Genomic DNA, 21,165 nt, shown 5'->3' with positions numbered 1-21,165 from the left:
CCCGGCACGTCATACTCGACGGCCAGTCTCCAGGGTACGGCCGTCATGAACCCTCCCCTTCCTCACTTCCGCTACCATCCCGAACCGCTCGCCAGCGGCAGCATCGAGGCTTCCGCCACCACCTGCCAGTGCTGTGGCAAGGCTCGTGGCTACGTCTACACCGGTTCGCCCTATTCCCGCCACGAGTTGCCGCCCGGCAGCCTTTGCCCCTGGTGCATAGCCGACGGCAGCGCGGCCGCGCGCTACGAAGCGAGCTTTTCCGACGACTATCCGCTGCTCGACGCCGGCGTCGCCGCGGATATCGTCACCGAAGTCTGCGAGCGCACGCCCGGCTACACCTCCTGGCAGCAGCAGGAGCGCTGGCTGGTTTGCTGCGAGGATGCCTGCGCCTTTCGCGGCGACGCGGGGCGTGAGGAAATCGGGCAACTGGGAGCCGAGGGCCTGGCGCAGCGCTTCGCCGATTTCGCCTGGCCGGCTAGCACCTGGCAACGCCTCGTCGACGCCTATACGCCCGGCGGCAATCCGGCCATCTACCGCTTCGACTGCCTGCACTGTGGCCAGGCGCATTACGACCTGGACTTCACCTGATAGAACGCGGCCCTACAACCCCATCTGCTTGCCGATGATCTCGTTCATGATTTCCCGCGAACCGCCGCCGATGGAGAGAATCCGGTTGTCGCGATACAGCCGCTCCACCAGGCTTTCGCGCATGTAGCCCATGCCGCCGAGCACCTGCACGGCATCATAGGTCAGGCGATCGGCGACATCGGTAGCGAAGTTCTTGGCCATCGAGATCTCCTTGATCACGCTCTTGCCGGCAGCCATCTTCGCTGCCTGGCGATAGGTGAACTCGCGGGAAACCTCCAGTTGCGTGGCCATTTCCGCGAGACGATGGCGCAGCACCTGGAACTTGCCGATCGGCTTGCCGAACGCTTCTCGCTCGCGCGCCCAGCGCAGCGACTCCTCCAGAGCCAGTTGCGCGGTCATGTTGGCCATCACCGCCAGGGCCAGGCGCTCGCTCTGGAAATTGGCCATGATGCAGGCGAAGCCAGCGTTCTCCACGCCGATCAGGTTTTCCGCAGGCACCCGGCAGTCGTCGAAGAACAGTTCGGCGGTATCCGACGCCCACCAGCCCATCTTCTTCAGCTTGCGTCCGACACTGAACCCGGCAGTGCCCTTCTCCACCAGCAGCAGGCTGATGCCGGCGAAACCCTCGCCGCCGGTACGCACCGCCACCGTGTAGTAGTCCGCGCGCACGCCGCTGGTGATGAAGGTCTTGCTGCCGCTGACGCGATAGTGATCGCCATCGCGCACCGCACGGGTCTTCAGGTTGGCCACGTCGGAGCCGCCGGAGGGCTCGGTGACCGCCAGGGCCATGATCTTCTCGCCGCGCAGCACCGCCGGCACCACCCGCTCGCGCACCTCGGGACGGGCCCACTTGACCACCGGGGGCAATCCGATATCCAGCGATCCCAACCCGGCGACCAGGCCGCCGGAACCGCAGCGCATGAGTTCTTCGCTGGCCGCCACCTTGGCGAACAGATCGCCTTCGCAACTGCCGCCGTAGGCTTCCGGGTAGCCGATGCCGAGGATCCCGGCCGCGCCGGCCTTGAGATAGAGTTCACGGGGAAATTCCTCGGCCTCCTCCCATTCATCGATGTGCGGCAACACCTCGCGCTCGACGAAACGGCGCACCGAATCCCGGATCAGTTGATGGGACTCGTCGAAGTACTGCTGGAAGTCAGTCATGGCCGGGCTCCTGATGGGAGCCTCAGAACTTACCTAGCGCTTGCTTGGTTTTCAATACGGGAAACTGGCCATCGGCGAGGGCGTATAGGCCGCTCTTCCTACGGACACGGGAGGCACAGAACTCAGGAGATCGGCCGCCGTCCGGCCAGGGCGTGGGCCAAGGTGCCGCCATCGACCAGCTCCAGCTCGCCACCCAGCGGCACGCCATGGGCGATACGCGACAAGGTCAGGCCGCGGCCGGCCAGTAGCTGGGCGATATAGTGGGCGGTGGCCTCGCCTTCCACGGTGGGGTTGGTGGCGAGGATCACCTCGCTGAAGGCTCCGTCCCTGATCCGCGCTTCCAGTTCGGGAATGCCGATCGCCTCCGGCCCCAGGCCGTCGAGCGGCGACAGGTGTCCCTTGAGCACGAAATAGCGGCCGCGGTAGCCGGTCTGCTCCACCGCGAATACGTCCAGCGGGCCTTCCACCACACAGAGCAGCGAGTCGTCGCGTCGCGGGTCGGCGCACTGCGGGCACAGCTCCTCCTCGCTGAGGGTACGGCACTGCCGGCAATGACCGACCCCTTCCATCGCGGCGGTCAACGCCTGGGCCAGCTTCAGGCCGCCGCTGCGATCGCGCTCCAGCAGCATCAGCGCCATGCGCTGGGCCGACTTCTGCCCGACACCGGGAAGAATGCGCAGGGACTCGATCAGTTGGCGGATCAGCGGGCTGAAACTCATGCAGGACTCGTCGGATAGAGGGAGGGGAATGGCTGCCGGGCGCCGTCCTAAGAAGGCGGACCCGGCACGAACGCAGAATCAGAAGGGCATCTTGAAGCCGGGCGGCAGTTGCATGCCCGAGGTGAAGCCGGACATCTTTTCCTGGTTGTTCTGCTCGATCTTGCGCACCGCATCGTTGACCGCGGCGGCGATCAGGTCTTCGAGGATTTCCTTGTCTTCCTGCATCAGGCTGTCGTCCAGGCTGACGCGCTTGACGTCGTGGCGCCCGGTCATCACCACGCTGACCAGACCGGCGCCGGATTGCCCGGTCACTTCGGCGTTGGCCAGCTCTTCCTGCATCTTCTGCATCTTTTCCTGCATCTGCTGCGCCTGCTTCATCAGGCCGGCCATGCCACCTTTCATCATGTTCTTCACCTCGAATGTCGTCTTGTTGCGTGCGCCAAGCGCCGGTCAGGCCTTGGCTTCCAAAGGTTCGATGGTACCGTCACGGACCACCGCGGCGAACTGCTCGCGCAACTGCCGGACCAACGGGTCGGCATCGATCGATGCCTCGGCCGCCCGCTGGCGCTCGGCACGCCGGCGTGCCGCTGCCTGGGCCGGGGTCTCCTGCTCAGGCTTCTGCAGGGTCACCTCCAGTTTGAGGGTGCGCCCCAGGTGCTGGTTCAGCGCATCGTTCAGCCGCCGCTGCTGGGTGGCGTTGAACAGCGCGCTCTGGCCCGGATCGAGATGCAGATGCCAGTGGTCGCCGTCGGCAGCTACCAGCGTACAGTTGGCAGCGATGCTCGCGGTCAGGCCGCCGAGGCCGAGCCGCGGGAACAGCTCCAGCCACTCCGCGGCCAGGCCGGTGGCCGGCTTCGCCGCCGGCAGCGGCTCCTCCACCACGACCACGTCAGGCTCGGGCGCGGCATCCAGGTAGGCCAGGGTATCCATGTCGACTTCGTAGTAGTCGTCCGCGGGCGGTGGCTCATCGTCCTGCTCGTCCTGCTCGTCAGGTGCTACCGGCAACGCAGCCGGCAGGGCTTCCAGAACGGTTTCCACCACCGCCTCGACCGCCACTGCCGGAGGGACCGAGGGAGCCTCCACGGCTAGCGGCTCGGGCTCGGGCTCGGGCTCGGGCTCGGGCTCGGGCTCGGGCTCGGGCTCGGGCTCGGCAGCGAGGCTCGGAGCCGGCTCTTCCCAGGGCAAGTCGACGACCTCTGCCGCGGCGGCGGGCTCTTCGACAACCGCTTCCGCGACGCGCACCTCGACCGCCGCCGGCGGCGCGGATGGCGCTGCCGGCGGGGCAGCCGGGGCTTCGACGGGCGCAGCCACGACAGGCGCGGCAGCAACGGCAGCGACCGGCGCAGGCGAGGCCGCGCCGGCCACGGGGGAGTTGGCGGGATCAGTCGTGGCCTTGCTGATCCCCAGGTCCTTTAGCGGCGTCCTCGGCGCGCCGTCGGCGTCCGCCGGGCGGAACGCGAGCATCCGCAGCAACACCATCTCGAAGCCGCTACGCGGATCGGGCGCCAGCGGCAGGTCGCGACGGCCGATCAGGCCCATCTGGTAATAGAACTGTACGTCTTCCGCCGGCAACGCCTGGGCCAGGGCCAGCACCCGCTCGCGGTCGCCCTGGCCATTGTCGATCGCTTCCGGCAGGGCCTGGGCGATCGCGACGCGGTGCAGCACGTTGAGTATTTCGGCAAGCACGCCGCCCCAGTCCGGCCCCTGCTCGGCCAGGTGGCGCACCGCTTCGAGCAGGGCGCGCGCATCGCCCTCCAGCAAGGCCTGGAGCACGCCATAGACCTGGCCGTGATCGAGGGTACCGAGCATCGCCCGCACGTCTGCGGCCAGCACCTTGCCCTCGCCGAAGGCGATGGCCTGGTCGGTCAGGCTCATGGCGTCACGCATCGAGCCGTCGGCGGCGCGCCCGAGCAACCACAGGGCGTCATCCTCGAAGGGCACGTTCTCGGCTCCGAGCACGTGGGTCAGGTGCTCGACCACCCGCTCCGGCGGCATGTTCTTCAGGGAGAACTGCAGACAGCGCGAGAGGATGGTCACCGGCAACTTCTGCGGGTCGGTGGTGGCCAGCAGGAACTTGACGTGCGGCGGCGGCTCCTCGAGGGTCTTGAGCAGCGCATTGAAACTGTGCGACGAAAGCATGTGCACTTCGTCGATCAGGTAGACCTTGTAGCGTCCGCGGGTCGGCGAGTACTGCACGTTGTCGAGCAGCTCGCGGGTATCCTCGACCTTGGTCCGGCTCGCGGCGTCCACTTCGATCAGGTCGACGAAGCGGCCTTCGTCGATTTCGCGACAGACCGAGCATTCGCCGCACGGCGTGGAGCTGACCCCGGTCTCGCAGTTCAGGCACTTGGCCAGGATCCGCGCGATGGTGGTCTTGCCGACCCCGCGGGTACCGGTGAACAGGTAGGCATGGTGCAGCCGCTGGTTGTCCAGGGCGTTGATCAGAGCCTTGAGCACATGGGTCTGGCCGACCATTTCACGGAAGGAACGGGGACGCCATTTACGCGCAAGAACTTGATAACTCATCGAAAACCGTCGCAGAAGGGAAGCACAAGTCGGCCAATGCTAGCGCAATTTACCCCTTCTGCGCTCGCCGACTTGGCAAACTGCGTGCTAAGAATTCCCCTGGCCCTTCAGCAGCCCTCGTCGGTGGCAATGACTCTACCCTCCCTGACTTCGTTCATGCCTCATTTCGGCGCACCGGCGCTGCTCCTGCTGCAGTTGCTCGCGGCCCTGCCAGCGACGGCCGCGGAGGCCGACGCGACGCCATTGCGCTTCTCGGTGATGGAAAGCTGGAGCATGCCGTTGGTCCGCCTGCAACGGGGCCAGCCGATCGACGGCATCGTCTACGACATCACCCGCTCCCTTGCCCGGCAGGTCGGCCGCAAGGCGCTCTACCACCCCTACCCGCGCGGGCGCATCGAGCAGGCGATGAACGCTGGCGAAATCGATGTCCGCTGCTACATCAGCCCCGCCTGGCTCAGCCACGACTTCCCCGGCTATCGCTGGAGCGTCGCGCTGCTGGTGCAACGCGACATCCTGGTCGCCCGCGAAGGCTTCGCGCCGATTCCCGAGGCGCTGCCGGCCCAGCGTATCGGTACCGTCCTCGGCTACAGCTATCCGCGCTTGCAAGCGCTGTTCGACATCGGCCGACTGCGCCGCGACGATGCGCGCACCCAGGACCTGGTGCTGGAAAAGCTGCGCGCCGGCCGCTACCGCTACGCGGTCAGCCATCAACTGTCGCTGCACTGGAGCAACCGCCAGGCGCCGGGGCAGCCGCCACTCCAGGAAGCCGCGCAGCTCGAAGAGACGGCGGTGAGCTGCCTGGTGCGGGACTCCGCGGAGGTTCCGGTGGAAGCGATACTGAAGACGTTCGAGGAAATGAAGCGCAGCGGAGAGATCGAGGAGATACTGCAGCGCTACCGATAAGAGCGTCGACGGCCTGCGAAAAATGGCGGGCCTGAAATGGAGGCGGCCCCGCCAGTAGCATCCTAACGCCGGCAAGGCATCACCCGACGCCAACTGGTATCGCCTCAGGAACGGGGCGAAGTAATACAGGAAATGAAAAAGCCCGCTAGTCAGCGGGCTCCTATTAGCAGCACGCAGCTCATTCGTAGTAAGCAATGGAGCCCTTGAGCTGATCTGCGAATGTGTAGATGTCATCCAGGGAGGAGATAGGATGACGAGTTTCGTTCTTCTCTTGGTCGAACAGGCCAATGTACTTCTGACTACGATTAAAGTGAAGCCTGCAAATCGGCTTCCGGTTGTTATCGTCCAGCAACACGCCGAAGTAGCTCTGCGTATCGCGATGCACAATCCGCTTCGCATCAACGACAGCCCGAACAATAGCCTTAACGATATGAAACCCCTCCAGCTCCTCCAGCGTGGTGTGGACTCGGTCATCGTCAGTATTGCTTTCAGCCTGAGATGCCATGGAAGGCTCTGCGGGCGCCATCGTGATCGCCGGCTGAATTGCACCGCTCATGGCCGACTTCAAGCGGTCGTTGACCTGATCTCCTAGAAATTGAGACGCAGCCTTTCGGGTTAGAACACCAAACTGCTCTCGCACCTTCTGCGTGATGATTCCGTCGTATACGCGCGCAGCGAAAAACCTCACGAAATCGTCGTCAGGCTGATTGAACTGATTGGCCATTTCCCGCTTGATCTGACTCACGTACTTCAGCTCCCCAGCCGCATTGATGATCGAATCAACATCGAATGCAGCCTTGGTTAGCTTCTGGAGCTCGGGCAATACGTGCTCATCAACATCCAGCAGATCAAGCTCCAGGAACGGCTTTTCGTCCATCTTGTTGGGAGCGTCTAGGTCCGTGAAGAACTTGTAGACCTGCCCGTTAGTGAGGATGGAGATTCGGGCACTCGTGACGTGGAAGTAGCGGAAAAGCTGGCTGGCATGATTGATGTGCAAAGGCTCACCGATCTTCTTGCACTCAATCAGAATCTGAATCTGGCCATCCTTCAGAATGGCGTAGTCGATCTTCTCGCCTTTCTTGGTACCGATGTCGCAGATGTATTCAGGCGTCACCTCGGACGGGTCGAACACATCGTAGCCGAGCACAGAGTTTATGAAGGGCATCACCAAGGCAGTCTTGGTGCCTTCCTCCGTCTGGATCGCCCCGCCTTGCTGTCGAACCTTGGCTGAGAGTGCATTCAGTCGCTCTACGAATTCCATGTCACGCTCCTTGTTGAGAACACATTCATCGTAGTAACAGGCGTCGATACTGGCAATTGGCAAGCACAGCCCGCCAGTTGACCCAGCTCAAAGGCAGCAGCGAAGGCTTCGGTACGGACAGCAGAGCACCAGCTCTACAGCGATTCAGCGGTATGACGGCCTACATCAGAGAAAAGCGGACGGCTAGAATCGCCCTTACGGCGCACCACACAGGTGTACCAGGGCGCTGTCACACTCAGAGTTTTTCAGGAGAGGAAGTCCTTTAGAATTAAGGACCTACGAAATGGAGGCGGCCCCGCCAGCCACACCCCGGCACACGATGTTCCCGCTGTGGCTGCTTCCTTCCGGACCTGACCAGGTTGACGGGTAATCGTTGCGGGGGGACCGACAGGGCCACCATTGCAGCCTACCCTCGGGTAGGCCGCGCCATTCTACCGGCTTGCGCGTAAGTTACAACCACTTCAAGCACTTACGTTTGCAATCCATTTCGCGAAAGCGGTTCATTGCTGCTGGATCAGACCCTCCGGCGGCGGCTGGGTCGATACGCTCAGCTCGGTATCGACATACAGGTCCAGGGTGCCCCAGCCCGGCTTGGTGCTGAACGACGCATACTTCTCCTCACCGCGATGGAAGGAGAAGGCGATCCGGTAATCGCTGCCGCCGAACAGCTTCACCGGAAACTCGCGGACCTGGCCGGGCCGGATCTCCCCGGAGAAGGTTTCCACGCCCTGCTCCTTGTAGCTGTAGGCGATCGGCGCCGAAGCCTGGCCACTGTAATGCAGCAGGATGCGCGGCCGCTCGCTCCAACCCACGTAGGCGCCGAACAGCACCACCAATGCGAGCACGCCCAGCAACCGCTGCTTTCTTGCCTTGTCCATCGTTCACTCCAGTCTTCGGAAATCTTTCGCAGCAGCGCCGCCGCTTCAGCGGGCGACGCCGTGCTCGTCGAACAGTTTCAGCAGGCCGTCTTCGTCGAGCACCTTCACGCCCAGCTCGTTGGCCTTGGTCAGCTTCGAGCCGGCGCCGGGCCCGGCGACCACGCAGTGGGTCTTGGCCGACACCGAGCCGGCCACCTTGGCGCCGAGCCCTTCCAGCTTGTCCTTGGCCACGTCCCGGCTCATCGCCTCCAAGGTGCCGGTCAGCACCCAGGTCTGCCCGGCCAGAGGCAGGCCTTCGACCGCCTTGCGCTCGCTCTGCCAATGCATACCGAACTCACGCAACTGCGCCTCGATGGCCAGGGCACGCTGCACGTTGGCCGGCTCGTCGAAGAAATCGCGCAGGCTTTTCGCCGCTCGCTCGGGCAGACGCTCCACCTGGCGCAGATCGAGCCAGTCGGCACGGATGATGCCGTCGAGCGAACCGAAGCGGCTGGCCAGCTTTTCCGCGCCGGTGGCGGCGATGAAGGGAATGTTCAGCTTGTCGATGAAACCGGCCAGCGAGGCACAGGCGGCGAACTCCGCGGCGACCTCGCCCTCTTCCTGCAACTGCACGCCATGTTCGGCATCGCGCAACTGGGCGATCACCTGGCGGTTGTGCTCGTCGGCGAAGAAGTTGTGGATCTCGTAGGCCACCTCGGCGCCGACGTCCGGCAGGTAGGTCAAGACTTCCGGGAGCGCCTTGCCGATCCGCTCGAGCGAACCCAGCGAACGCGCCAGCAGCTTGGCGGTTTCCTCGCCGACGTCGGGAATCCCCAGGGCGAAGATGAAGCGCGCCAGCGAAGGCTTGCGGCTGTCGGCGATGGCCGCCAGCAGGTTGTTGGTGGACAGCTCGGCGAACCCTTCCAGCTCGAACACCTGTTCATAGGTCAGGGTATAGAGATCCGCCGGCGAGGCGACCAGCCCGCGATCCACCAGTTGCTCGACGATCTTGTCGCCAAGACCGTCGATGTCCATTGCCCGGCGCGATACGAAATGGATGATCGCCTGCTTCAACTGCGCCTGACAGGAGAGGCGGCCGACGCAGCGATAGATGGCGCCCTCGCTGATCGACTCCCTGCCCTTGCTACGCTTGACCAACTGGGTCCGCTCCACGGCCGAGCCGCAGACCGGGCAATGCTCGGGCACCTCGATCGCCTGCGCATCCGCCGGGCGGCGCTCGAGCACCACCTGCATGACCTGCGGAATCACATCGCCAGCACGGCGGATCACCACCGTATCGCCGATGCGCAGGCCCAGGCGGGCGACTTCATCCATGTTGTGCAGGGTCGCATTGGACACCGTGACGCCGGCCACCTGCACCGGCTTGAGGCGTGCCACCGGGGTCACGGCGCCGGTGCGGCCGACCTGGAACTCGACACCCAGCAGCTCGGTCAGCTCCTCGCGCGCGGGGAACTTGTGGGCGATCGCCCAACGCGGCTCGCGCGCGCGGAAGCCCAGTTCGCGCTGGAAGGCGATGCGGTTGACCTTGAACACCACGCCGTCGATCTCGTAGGCCAGCGCATCGCGTCGGCGACCGATGTCGTCGTAGTAGTCGCGGCAGGCCTGGGCGCCCTTGACCAGGCGCAGCTCGCGACTGATGGGGATACCCCAGCCGCGGAACGCCTCGAGGATGCCCACCTGGGTGTCCGGCAGCGTCCCGCTAACCTGGCCGAAGCCGTAGGCACAGAACTCCAGCGGGCGACTGGCGGTGATCTTCGAATCCAGCTGGCGCAGGCTGCCGGCCGCCGCGTTGCGCGGGTTGGCGAAGGTCTTGCCGCCGGTTTCCACGGCCTTGGCGTTGAGCGCCTCGAAACCGGCCTTGGACATGAACACCTCGCCGCGCACTTCGAGGATCTCCGGCCAGCCTTCGCCGTGCAGCTTCAGCGGTACGTTGCGAATGGTGCGTACGTTGCTGGTGATGTCCTCGCCGGTGCTGCCGTCGCCGCGGGTGGCGCCGCGCACCAGTTGGCCGCGCTCGTAGAGCAGGCTGACGGCCAGGCCGTCCAGCTTCGGCTCGCAACTGTACTCGACCTCCGCGCCACCGCCGAGCAGGTCGCCGCCAGGCAACAGGTCGGCCAGTCCTTCGCGTACGCGGCGGTCGAAGTCCAGCAGGTCCTGCTCCTCGAAGGCGTTGCCGAGGCTGAGCATGGGGATCTCATGGCGCACTTCGCCGAACGCCGAGGCCGGCGTGCCGCTGACCCGCTGGGTCGGCGAGTCGGGCGTCAGCAGTTGCGGGTACTCGGTCTCCAGCGCCTGCAACTCGCGGAACAGGCGATCGTATTCGGCGTCGGGAATGCTCGGTTCGTCGAGCACGTAGTAACGGTAGTTGTGGGTGTCCAGTTCGGTTCGCAGTTGCGCGATGCGTTCGGCGGCAGCCTGGGTGTCGGTCATGGTGGGAGTCCGTGAAACGAAAAGAGCAGCCTCGGCTGCTCTATAGAGTAGTTCGCCCCCTCTCCCGCACGAAGAAAGGGGCTGTGGCCGGATCAGCGCTTCTGCATCAAGCTGCGGCGCTCATGGTCGATGATGCGCTGGCGGTAGTGCTCGATGGTCTGGGCGGTCAGCACGCTGCGCTGCTCGTCCTTCAGCTCGCCGTTCAGCTCGTGGGCCAGCTTGCGCGCGGCGGCGACCATCACGTCGAAGGCCTGCTTCGGATGGCGCGGCCCCGGCAGGCCGAGGAAGAAGCTCACGGCGCGGGTGCTGAAGTTGTCGATGTCGTCCAGGTCGAAAGTGCCCGGTTTCACCGCATTGGCCATGGAGAACAGGATCTCGCCATTGCCGGCCATGCTTTCGTGGCGATGGAAGATGTCCATGTCGCCGAAGCGCAGGCCGCTCTCGAGGATGTTCTGCAGCAAGGCCGGCCCCTTGAAGCCGCTTTCGTCGCGGGCGATGACGTTGATGATCAGCACCTCGTCGACCGGAGCAGGTTCGGCAGCGACCGCAGGGGCTTTCTCCCGCTCTTTCTCCTTGCGTCCCTTCGACTTGCCCTTGCGTGGCTCCACCGGCTCGGCGGCATCGCTCGGGTCCGCCTCAAGGGCCAGCCCCTCGTCGAGGTCCAGATCGCCCTGGCGCGGCTCTTCCTGGCGCTTGCCGCCCTTGCGCTCCTTGGTTTCGCGGGCACTGACGCTGGGCAGGTCCTGTTCGTCGAAGGACGGCTCGCGATGCTCGACCACCCGCGCCGGCCCCAGCAGTTCAGCCGAGTCGCCGTCGTCGTCCGGCAGATTGGCGAAACTGCGGTCGAGCTTGAACTTCAACTTGCCCTTGCCGCCCCGCATCCGCCGCCAACCGTCGAAGAGAATGCCGGCGATCACGATAAGCCCGATAACGATAAGCCATTCGCGCAGACCGATATCCATGTAATTCCGTAGCCCCTAGTGAAAATGGTGAATAAAAAAATGAAAAAAGGACGTCCCGTCCCTTGAAACGTGGAGCCAACCTTGTTCTGACAGAACTTTCCCACGCGATACAAAAAGTGGCCATTAAACTAACATGCCCATGCACAAGTTTACACTGCCTGACACTCAGGCTTCAGCCAATGCGACCGCCTCTTCCACGTCAACTGCAACAAGCCGTGAACAGCCCGGCTCATGCATGGTCACGCCCATCAACTGATCGGCCATTTCCATGGCGATCTTGTTGTGGGTGATATAGATGAACTGCACCTTTTCCGACATCTCCTTCACCAATCGCGCATAACGTCCGACGTTGGCATCGTCCAATGGCGCATCGACTTCGTCGAGCATGCAGAACGGCGCCGGGTTCAACTGGAAGATGGCGAATACCAGCGCCAGCGCGGTCAGCGCCTTTTCCCCGCCGGACAACAAGTGGATGGTGCTGTTCTTCTTGCCCGGCGGGCGCGCCATGATCGCCACACCGGTATCGAGTAGATCTTCGCCGGTAAGTTCCAGATATGCCGTACCGCCGCCGAATACCTTCGGGAACAATGCCTGAAGGCCAGCATTGATCTGGTCGAAGGTTTCCTTGAAGCGATTGCGGGTTTCCCGGTCGATCTTGCGGATGACGTTTTCCAGCGTCTCCAGCGCTTCGGCCAGGTCGTCGTTCTGCGAGTCCAGGTAGCGCTTGCGCTCGGACTGCTGCTGGTACTCCTCGATCGCCGCCAGGTTGATCGGCCCCAGACGCTGGATGCGCGCCGCGAGACTCTCGAGACGCTCCTCCCATTCGCGTTCACTGGCATCCAGGGGCAGGTTGGCCAGTACCGTGTGCAGGTCGTAGCCGTCTTCGGCGAGTTGCTCCTGCAAGGCCTTGCGCCGCACCACCAGCCCCTGCCACTCCAGGCGCTGCTGCTCCAGCTGGCCACGCAGCAGTTGCGATTGCTGCTCGGCCTGGCCGCGGCGCTTCTCCACCTCGCGCAGTTCGCGATCGGCGTCTTCCAGGGCCAGCCGCGCCTGCTTGAGTTCGTCCTCAACGGCCATCCGTCGCTCCAGCAACTCCTCGAGCTTCATGCGCAGCTCTTCCAGCGGCGCCGCACCCTCCTCCAGATTGAGGTTGAGCTGTTCGCAACGCTCGTTGAGGCGCGCCGACTGCTGGTCGAGGCGCTCCAGAGCCTGCTGGGTGGAATTGTGCTGCACCCTCAGCGAGCCGACCCGCACCGCCAGTTGGTGCGCATGGTCCTTGTGGGTACGGGCATCCTGGCGAATCCGGTCGAGCCGTTCGCGCAGGGCGTCACGCTCCGCCAGCAGGGTTTCCCGGCGCTCGGTGTCCAGCGCCATGCTATCCAGCGCTTCCTGCAGGGTCAGGCGCGCCTCGCTCAGTTGCTCCTGTTCCAGCGCGCGCTGCTCGACCAGTTCCGCCACTTCTTCGTCGAGACGGCGGCGACGCAGTACCAGTTGCTCGACCTTGGCCTGCTGCGCGGACAACTGCGCCTTCAGCTCGCCGTGCCGGCGGCCCTCCTCCTGGATCTGGCGCCGCACCTGCTCGCGCGCGCCTTCCAGCTCGCGCTGCTCGTCGCGGGCCGCAGCCAGACGCTCCTCGCCCTCGGCGACGCGGGTTTCCAGGGCCTCGCGCCGTTCCTGCAACGCCTCCAGTTCCTGGGCGCGGGCGAGCATGCCGCCTTGGGCCTCGTCGCTGCGCCGGACCCGCAGGAAGTGCCGGCCGACCCAGTAGCCATCGCGACTGATCAGGCTCTCGCCGTCGTCCAGGGCGCCGCGCTGGGCGAGCGCCTGTTCCAGGGTCTCCACCGGTTTCACCCGGGCCAACCAGGGACTCAGGTCGGCGTCGGCGCGGACCTTGTCCAGCAGCGAACCGGCCGCCGTCGCGGCTCCGCGAGCGGGGCTGAGCAGGCGCAGCTCGCCCTTGCCGAAGCCGGCCAGGGCGAGCCCGTCGAAGCCGTCCAGCAAGACCGCCTGCAGATCCGCGCCGAGCACGGTCTCCACCGCCAGCTCCCAACCCGGCTCGACACGCAAGCCTTCGGCGAGGCGCGGACGTTGTTCCAGGCCCTGCTCGCGCAACCACTCCAAGGCGCCCTGTCCGGGGTCGAGAGCGGCCTGCTGCAGGGCCTCCAGCGAAGCGATGCGCCCGTTCAGGCGCTGCAACTCGCCCTGCGCCTGGTGCTGTTCGGCGGCCAGCTGCTGCAATTCCTGGCGCAATTGTTCGAGTCGCTCGGCTTGGCCCTGCTCCTGCAATTGCAGTTCTTCCAGGGCCAGTTCGGCGATCGCCACCTGTTCGTTGAGTTCGAGGATCGCCGCGTCCTCGGGGTCGGCCGCCAACTGGCCACGCTCCTCCTGCAGGCGCCGCTCGCGATCCTGCAGGCGCTCCAGGCTCTGCTCCAGGTGCTGGATGCGCGACTGCTGCACCTCGGCCTGGCGGCGGGGTTCGGCGCTCTGCTGGTTGAAGGCATCCCACTGCTGCTGCCAGGCCTGCATGCCCTGCTCGGCCTGTTCCAGGGCGATGCCCGCTTCTTCCGCGGCGGCCGCGCTGAGTTCCTGTTCCGGTGCGAGCATGGCCATTTCCTCGGCCAGGGTCGCGAGCAAGGTACGGTCGTGCCCGAGGTGCGATTCGGTTTCCTGGCGGGTCCGTTCGGCTTCGCGCAAGTCGTCCTGCAACTGGCGCTGGCGCTGCTGGCCATGCTGGATGCTCTGCTCGACCCGGGCGATGTCGCCGCCGACCGAATAGAAGCGCGCCTGCACCTGGTTGAAGCGTTCGGACAACTCGTGATGGCCGTCGCGCAGCCGTTCGATGCCGGCATCGGCACCACGCTGCTCGGCCACCAGGGCCTCGAAGGCGATCTCCTGGTCGCCGATGACCCGCTCGCGCTGACCGACCTGCTCGTTCAGGTCGCGCCAGCGCACGGCACCCAGCTGGGCCTTGAGCTGGCGCTCCTCGGCCTTGTGTTCCTGGTATTTTTCCGCCGACTGGGCCTGCCGGTGCAGGCGTTCCAGTTGCCGCCCCAGCTCTTCGCGCAGGTCGGTGAGGCGTGCCAGGTTTTCCTGGGTCCGACGGATGCGGCTTTCGGTTTCGCGGCGGCGCTCCTTGTACTTGGAAATACCCGCGGCTTCCTCGATGAAGTTGCGCAGGTCTTCCGGACGCGCCTCGATCAGCTTGGAGATCATGCCCTGTTCGATGATCGAGTAGCTGCGCGGCCCCAGGCCGGTGCCGAGGAAGATGTCGGTGATGTCGCGCCGCCGGCACTTGGTGCCGTTGAGGAAATAGGTGTTCTGCCCATCCCGCGAGACCCGTCGGCGAATGGATATCTCGGCGTACTGGGCGTATTCGCCCACCAGGGTGGTCTCGGCGTTGTCGAAGATCAGCTCGATGCTCGCCTGGCTCACCGGCTTGCGGGTATTCGAGCCGTTGAAGATGACATCGGTCATCGACTCGCCGCGCAGGTTCTTCGCCGAGCTTTCGCCCATCACCCAGCGCACCGCGTCGATGATGTTCGACTTGCCGCAGCCGTTCGGCCCTACCACTGCCGCCATGTTGCTGGGGAAGTTCACCGTGGTCGGATCGACGAAGGACTTGAACCCCGCCAGCTTGATGCTCTTCAGGCGCATGCGTGCGCTCCCGCCAGGGTCGCCATCAGCGTTCGGCGAGCGCGGCCAGCACCAGCTGGCAGTTGTGGCGGCCGTATTCCAGCAGGACCTCGCGGATCCTCGCCTCGTCACGGGCGATCACCGCTTGCAGGAGCTGGGCGAAACTGCCGAGGAACTGGTTCATTTCCGCCTTGCGCCGCTCCAGCGCCAGGTGGTAGGCGCGACTCACCGCTGGCAGCAGGTTTTCGACGGTCTCCTGCAGGTAGGGATTGTTCGCGAAAGGAAAGGCCGCGCGCATGATGTCGAAACTGGCCTCGACGAAGCCGTCGATATCGCTTTGCGCCAGGTTGTTCAGCAGGCGCTGCTGGATGGCCAGGAACGGTGCCAGCTCGGCTTCGCTGCGCCAGCGCCGGGCGACGCTTTCCGCCAGCAGGATGTAGAGCTGCACGATCAGGGCGTAGAGGCTTTCCACATGTTGCGGGGACAGTTCGGACACCTGGGCGCCGCGGCGCGGCAGGATGTTCACCAGGTGGCGGCGTTCGAGAATCAGCAGCGCCTCGCGGACCGAGCCGCGACTGACGTTGAGGGTCTGGGTGACCTTCTGCTCCTGGATACGTTCCCGTTCCTTGAGTTCTCCCCGGATGATGCGTTCCGCGAGGTGGTGGGCGATCTGCTCTGCCAGGCTGTCCGGGGCCTTGAACGTCATGGTGATCCTTTTATCCAGGGGCGCGTTTTCCGGGGGTATATGGATGGGAAGTGTAACACAGGGCGTTACCCCGCCGGCTTCCCGGCGAAGCGGCGGACAGAACGAAGGTTGGGATGGGGCAGGCCGGCCAAGGGAGGACAATTGTCAGACAATCTAACAAGATAAATACGAGGACTTCCCATGTTTGCCTCGCTTTCCTCTGCCTGGATGCTGCGTCTGAAAAAGTACGGCTACTGGATCTGGCTGATCGCGGTGCTCGGCATTCCGCTCAGCTACTGGTGGTCGCTCGGTAGTGACTATCCCAACGCCTGGCCCTGGCTGGTGATCAGCGTGGTGTTCGGGCTGATCCCGATCCTCGATGCCATCGTCGGCCGCGATCCGGCCAACCCCGAGGAAGCCAGCGAAGTGCCGGAGATGGAAGCACAGGGCTACTACCGCGTACTGTCCCTGGCCACCGTCCCGCTGTTGCTGGGCATGCTCGTCTGGTCCGGCTGGATCCTCGCCCACGAGACCCGCTGGGACTGGGTCGGCCAACTGGGCTGGATCCTGTCGGTGGGCACCGTGATGGGCGCCATCGGCATCACCGTCTCCCACGAACTGATCCACAAGGACCCGCAACTGGAACAGAACGCCGGCGGCCTGCTGCTGGCAGCGGTGTGCTATGCCGGCTTCAAGGTCGAACACGTGCGCGGCCACCATGTACACGTCTCGACCCCGGAAGATGCCTCGTCCTCGCGCTACGGCCAGAGCCTCTACTCGTTCCTCCCGCACGCCTACAAGCACAACTTCCTCAACGCCTGGCGCCTGGAGGCCGAGCGCCTGAAGCGCAAGGGCCTGCCGGCCCTGCACTGGCGCAACGAGCTGATCTGGTGGTACGCCATCAGTGCCCTCTTCCTGCTCGGCTTCAGCCTGGCCTTCGGCTGGCTGGGAGCGATCTTCTTCCTCGGCCAGTCGGTGATGGCCTTCACCCTGCTGGAGATCGTCAACTACGTCGAGCACTACGGCCTGCATCGGCGGCGTCTGGACAACGGCCGCTACGAACGCACCACGCCGGAACACTCGTGGAACAGCAATTTCCTCCTGACCAACCTGTTCCTTTTCCACCTGCAGCGCCATTCCGACCACCATGCCTACGCCAAGCGCCGCTACCAGGTGCTGCGCCACTACGACAGCAGCCCGCAACTGCCCAACGGCTACGCCGGGATGATCGTCCTCGCCCTGTTCCCGCCGCTCTGGCGCGCGGTGATGGACCCGAAGGTGCGCGCCTACTATGCCGGCGAGGAATACCAGCTTACCGACACCCAGCGCATCTGAGCGTCCCGCCCCTGGGAAACGGCACCTTCGGGTGCCGTTTTCGTTTATGGGGAAACTGACTGACCTACAGGTCAAAAAATTATTTGACTCAAAAGTCAGTTTTTTCTAGATTCGCCTCCATAGCTCCTACCGTGGAGCCCTGTGCGGAAACCGCCCCACTCCGGCCGGTTCTCCTGCAAGGCCTAGAATTCAATAACAAGAACCCGCCTGGAGGCACGCCTTGATCAGGTTCCTGCTCAATCGGGAGATCCGCGTCGAAGAACGCCTGGACCCCAACCTCACCGTCCTCGACTACCTGCGCCGGCACCTCGGCAAGACCGGCACCAAGGAAGGCTGCGCCTCCGGCGATTGCGGCGCCTGCACCGTGGTGGTCGGCGAATTGGTCACCGGCGAGGATGGTGCCGAACGCATCCGCTATCGCAGCCTGAACTCCTGCCTGACCTTCGTTTCCGCCCTTCACGGCAAGCAATTGATCACCGTCGAGGACCTCAAGCACCAGGACCGTCTGCACGACGTGCAGCAGGCGATGGTCGACTGCCATGGCTCGCAGTGCGGGTTCTGCACGCCGGGCTTCGTCATGTCGCTGTTCGCCCTGCAGAAGAACAGCGCCGGCGCCGATCCGGCCAAGGCCCACGAGGCGCTCGCCGGCAACCTCTGCCGCTGCACCGGCTACCGGCCGATCCTCGACGCCGCCGAGCAGGCCTGCTGCCACAAGCGCGCAGACCAGTTCGACGCCCGGGAAGCCGCCACCATCGAGCAATTGCGCGCCATCGCTCCGCGCGAAACCGCCGAGCTGAACAGCGGTGACCGGCGCTGCCTGCTGCCACTCACCGTCGCCGACCTGGCCGACCTCTACGGCGCCAATCCGCAGGCACGCCTGCTGGCCGGCGGCACCGACCTGGCGCTGGAGGTCACCCAGTTCCATCGCGAACTGCCGGTGATGATCTATGTCGGCCACATCCGCGAAATGAAACGCATCGAAGTGGGCGTCAACTGCCTGGAAATCGGCGCCGCCACCCCGCTGACCGACTGCTACCAGGCGCTGGCCGCGGACTACCCGGACTTCGGCGAATTGCTGCAGCGTTTCGCGTCCCTGCAGATCCGCAACCAGGGCACCCTCGGCGGCAATATCGGCAACGCCTCGCCGATCGGCGACGCCCCGCCGCTGCTGATCGCCCTCGGCGCGAAGATCGTCCTGCGCCGCGGCGAACGGCGCCGCGAGCTGCCGCTGGAGGAGTACTTCCTCGACTACAAGGTCACCGCCCGCGAAGAAGGCGAGTTCATCGAGAAGATCCTCGTCCCGCGTGCCCGGCCCAGCCAGGCGTTCAAGGCCTACAAGGTCTCCAAGCGCATCGACGACGATATTTCCGCGGTCTGCGCCGCCATCAGCCTCGACCTGGAAGATGGCCGGATCGCCCGCGCCAGGGTCGCCTTCGGCGGCATGGCGGCGATTCCCAAGCGCGCCGCCGCCTGCGAAGCGGCGCTGCAAGGCGCGCGCCTGGAAGCCGCCAGCTTCGAACGCGCCGCCGCCGCCCTGGCGAACGACTTCACCCCGCTCAGCGACTTCCGCGCGAGCAAGGAATATCGCCTGCTGACCGCGCAGAACCTGCTGCGCAAATGCTTCCTGGAGCTGCACGCTCCCGCCGTCGAAACCCGGGTGACCGCCTATGTCTAACCATCGCAAGCCGCACAAGAGCCAGGAAGAGCTGGCCGACCTGTTCCGCGCCGAGCTGACCACCGGAGTCGGCCGCAGCGTCAAGCACGAAAGCGCCCCCAAGCACGTCAGCGGCGAGGCGATCTACATCGACGATCGCCTGGAGTTTCCCAACCAGTTGCACGTCTATGCGCGCCTGAGCGAGCGCGCCCACGCCCGCATCACCCGCCTCGACGTGACGCCCTGCTACCAGTTCCCCGGCGTCGCCATCGCCCTCACCGCCGCCGACGTTCCCGGCCAGCTGGACATCGGCCCGGTGGTGGCCGGCGACCCGCTGCTGGCCGATGGCAAGGTGGAGTATGTCGGACAGATGGTCCTGGCGGTCGCCGCCGACAGCCTGGAAACCGCGCGCAAGGCGGCCATGGCGGCGATCGTCGAGTACGAAGACCTGGAACCGGTGCTCGACGTGGTCGAGGCCCTGCGCAAGCGCCATTTCGTCCTCGACAGCCACCAGCACCGCATCGGCGATTCCGCCGCCGCGCTGGCCGGCGCGCCGCATCGCCTGCAAGGCACGCTGCACATCGGCGGCCAGGAGCATTTCTACCTGGAGACGCAGATTTCCTCGGTAATGCCCAGCGAAGACGGCGGCATGATCGTCTATTGCTCGACGCAGAACCCCACCGAAGTGCAGAAGCTGGTGGCCGAGGTCCTCGGGGTTTCCTTCAACCGCATCGTCATCGACATGCGCCGCATGGGCGGCGGCTTCGGCGGCAAGGAAACCCAGGCCGCGGCGCCGGCCTGCCTGTGCGCGGTGGTCGCCTACCACACCGGGCGTCCGGCGAAGATGCGCCTGCCGCGCATGGAGGACATGCAGATCACCGGCAAGCGTCACCCGTTCTACGTCGAATACGACGTCGGCTTCGACGACGATGGCCGCCTGCACGGCATCCAGATCGACCTGGCCGGCAATTGCGGCTATTCGCCGGACCTCTCCGGCTCGATCGTCGACCGCGCCATGTTCCACTCGGACAACGCCTACTTCCTCGGCAACGCCACCATCAACGGCCATCGTTGCAAGACCAACACCGCCTCGAACACCGCCTACCGCGGTTTCGGCGGGCCCCAGGGAATGGTCGCCATCGAGGAGATCATGGACGCCGTGGCCCGCAGCCTGGGTAAGGATCCGCTGGAGGTGCGCAAGCTCAACTACTACGGCAAGGACGAACGCAACGTCACCCATTACCACCAGACCGTCGAGCACAACCTGCTGGCGGAGATGACTGCCGAGCTGGAAGCGAGCAGCGAGTACGCCCGCCGCCGCGAGGAAATCCGTGCGTTCAATGCCGCCAGCCCGGTCCTGAAGAAAGGCCTGGCGCTGACCCCGGTGAAGTTCGGCATTTCGTTCACCGCGACCTTCCTCAACCAGGCAGGTGCGCTGATCCACATCTATACCGACGGCAGCATCCACCTGAACCATGGCGGCACCGAGATGGGCCAGGGCCTCAACACCAAGGTCGCCCAGGTGGTCGCCGAGGTCTTCCAGGTCGACGTGGAGCGCATCCAGATCACCGCCACCAATACCGACAAGGTGCCCAACACCTCGCCCACCGCCGCCTCCTCGGGCACCGACCTGAACGGCAAGGCCGCGCAGAATGCCGCCGAAACCATCAAGCGGCGCCTGGTGGAGTTCGCCGCGCGGCACTGGAAGGTCAGCGAGGAAGACGTCGAGTTCCGCAACAACCAGGTGCGTATCCGCGAGCTGATCCTGCCGTTCGAGGAACTGGTCCAGCAGGCCTACTTCGGCCAGGTCTCGTTGTCCAGCACCGGCTTCTACCGCACGCCGAAGATCTTCTACGACCGCGAGCAGGCCCGTGGCCGGCCCTTCTATTATTTCGCCTACGGCGCTGCCTGCTCGGAGGTGATAGTCGATACCCTCACCGGCGAATACCGCATGCTGCGCACCGACATCCTGCATGACGTCGGCGACTCGCTGAACCCGGCCATCGACATCGGCCAGGTCGAAGGCGGCTTCGTCCAGGGCATGGGCTGGCTGACCATGGAGGAACTGGTCTGGAACGCCAAGGGCAAGCTGATGACCAGCGGCCCGGCCAGCTACAAGATTCCCGCCGTCGCCGACATGCCGCTGGACCTGCGGGTGAAACTGCTGGAGAACCGCAAGAATCCGGAGCAGACCGTGTTCCACTCCAAGGCCGTGGGCGAGCCGCCGTTCATGCTCGGCATCTCGGTCTGGTGCGCGATCAAGGACGCCGTGGCCAGCCTCGCCGACTACCGCGCGCAACCCGCCATCGACGCGCCGGCGACGCCCGAGCGGGTGCTCTGGGGCGTGGAACAGATGCGCCGGTTGAAGACCGCCCAGGCGCAAGCGGCGGACGCCGCGGTCGAGCCGGCCTGAACCGCCGCGATCGGGAG

General features: G+C 65.1%; 15 protein-coding genes and 1 other RNA gene. 5 read left to right on the top strand and 11 right to left on the bottom strand.

Features of this window, described 5'->3' with window-relative positions:
* Positions 1 to 45: 45 nt before the first annotated feature.
* A complete protein-coding gene (locus tag FOC67_RS08215; RefSeq protein ID WP_009314748.1) occupies positions 46 to 588 on the top strand; it encodes a CbrC family protein in 543 nt (180 codons plus the stop codon).
* 12 nt (positions 589 to 600) lie between these two features.
* Here the strand turns inward: FOC67_RS08215 and FOC67_RS08210 are convergent, their stop codons facing one another.
* The 4 genes from FOC67_RS08210 to dnaX form a co-directional block, all read right to left on the bottom strand.
* Positions 601 to 1,749, bottom strand: a complete 1,149-nt coding sequence (locus FOC67_RS08210) for an acyl-CoA dehydrogenase family protein (RefSeq protein ID WP_003111078.1) — start codon at positions 1,747 to 1,749, stop codon at positions 601 to 603.
* A 122-nt stretch (positions 1,750 to 1,871) separates the two neighbouring features.
* Complete coding sequence (gene recR / locus FOC67_RS08205; RefSeq protein ID WP_003087237.1) at positions 1,872 to 2,468, bottom strand: recombination mediator RecR; 597 nt, start codon at positions 2,466 to 2,468, stop codon at positions 1,872 to 1,874.
* 78 nt (positions 2,469 to 2,546) lie between these two features.
* Positions 2,547 to 2,873: a YbaB/EbfC family nucleoid-associated protein gene (locus tag FOC67_RS08200; RefSeq protein ID WP_003087236.1), complete on the bottom strand. Its 327-nt coding sequence runs from the start codon at positions 2,871 to 2,873 to the stop codon at positions 2,547 to 2,549.
* 45 nt (positions 2,874 to 2,918) lie between these two features.
* On the bottom strand, positions 2,919 to 4,994 hold the full coding sequence (dnaX, locus tag FOC67_RS08195; RefSeq protein ID WP_031629959.1) for a DNA polymerase III subunit gamma/tau: 2,076 nt from the start codon (positions 4,992 to 4,994) through the stop codon (positions 2,919 to 2,921).
* A gap of 36 nt (positions 4,995 to 5,030) precedes the next feature.
* Between dnaX and FOC67_RS08190 the strand changes: the two genes are divergently transcribed.
* Positions 5,031 to 5,897, top strand: coding sequence for an ABC transporter substrate-binding protein (locus tag FOC67_RS08190; RefSeq protein ID WP_073657140.1), 867 nt, complete (start codon positions 5,031 to 5,033; stop codon positions 5,895 to 5,897).
* Positions 5,898 to 6,075: 178 nt separating this feature from the next.
* Here the strand turns inward: FOC67_RS08190 and FOC67_RS08185 are convergent, their stop codons facing one another.
* The 7 genes from FOC67_RS08185 to FOC67_RS08155 form a co-directional block, all read right to left on the bottom strand.
* A complete protein-coding gene (locus FOC67_RS08185; protein WP_003133016.1) occupies positions 6,076 to 7,158 on the bottom strand; it encodes a type I restriction endonuclease in 1,083 nt (360 codons plus the stop codon).
* 293 nt (positions 7,159 to 7,451) lie between these two features.
* Positions 7,452 to 7,548, bottom strand: an RNA gene (ffs, locus tag FOC67_RS08180) — signal recognition particle sRNA small type.
* 110 nt (positions 7,549 to 7,658) lie between these two features.
* On the bottom strand, positions 7,659 to 8,036 hold the full coding sequence (locus tag FOC67_RS08175) for a hypothetical protein (RefSeq protein ID WP_003083354.1): 378 nt from the start codon (positions 8,034 to 8,036) through the stop codon (positions 7,659 to 7,661).
* Positions 8,037 to 8,081: 45 nt separating this feature from the next.
* Positions 8,082 to 10,466 (bottom strand): NAD-dependent DNA ligase LigA, encoded by a 2,385-nt coding sequence (gene ligA, locus FOC67_RS08170; protein ID WP_009314752.1) that lies wholly within the window; start codon positions 10,464 to 10,466, stop codon positions 8,082 to 8,084.
* A gap of 92 nt (positions 10,467 to 10,558) precedes the next feature.
* Positions 10,559 to 11,428: a cell division protein ZipA gene (gene zipA, locus FOC67_RS08165; RefSeq protein WP_003110778.1), complete on the bottom strand. Its 870-nt coding sequence runs from the start codon at positions 11,426 to 11,428 to the stop codon at positions 10,559 to 10,561.
* Between the two features lie 165 nt (positions 11,429 to 11,593).
* Positions 11,594 to 15,082, bottom strand: coding sequence for a chromosome segregation protein SMC (gene smc / locus FOC67_RS08160; RefSeq protein WP_009314753.1), 3,489 nt, complete (start codon positions 15,080 to 15,082; stop codon positions 11,594 to 11,596).
* Between the two features lie 25 nt (positions 15,083 to 15,107).
* A complete protein-coding gene (locus FOC67_RS08155) occupies positions 15,108 to 15,767 on the bottom strand; it encodes a GntR family transcriptional regulator (protein WP_003087224.1) in 660 nt (219 codons plus the stop codon).
* A gap of 180 nt (positions 15,768 to 15,947) precedes the next feature.
* On the opposite strand from FOC67_RS08155, the gene alkB2 reads away from it, so the two are divergent.
* The 3 genes from alkB2 (at position 15,948) to xdhB (ending at position 21,148) form a co-directional block, all read left to right on the top strand.
* Positions 15,948 to 17,081: an alkane 1-monooxygenase AlkB2 gene (gene alkB2 / locus FOC67_RS08150; protein WP_003083349.1), complete on the top strand. Its 1,134-nt coding sequence runs from the start codon at positions 15,948 to 15,950 to the stop codon at positions 17,079 to 17,081.
* 220 nt (positions 17,082 to 17,301) lie between these two features.
* Entirely contained in the window at positions 17,302 to 18,756 is a 1,455-nt protein-coding gene (gene xdhA, locus FOC67_RS08145; protein ID WP_003087219.1) for a xanthine dehydrogenase small subunit, read from the top strand.
* Positions 18,749 to 21,148 (top strand): xanthine dehydrogenase molybdopterin binding subunit, encoded by a 2,400-nt coding sequence (gene xdhB, locus FOC67_RS08140; protein ID WP_003087217.1) that lies wholly within the window; start codon positions 18,749 to 18,751, stop codon positions 21,146 to 21,148. Before xdhA ends, xdhB begins: the two co-directional genes overlap by 8 nt.
* Positions 21,149 to 21,165 lie beyond the last annotated feature (17 nt).

The organism is Pseudomonas sp. FDAARGOS_761 (assembly GCF_013343155.1).
GTDB classification, from domain to species: Bacteria; Pseudomonadota; Gammaproteobacteria; order Pseudomonadales; family Pseudomonadaceae; genus Pseudomonas; species Pseudomonas aeruginosa.
The sequence above is the reverse complement of the archived record's forward strand: the minus strand, read 5'-3'. Positions and strand labels throughout refer to the sequence as shown.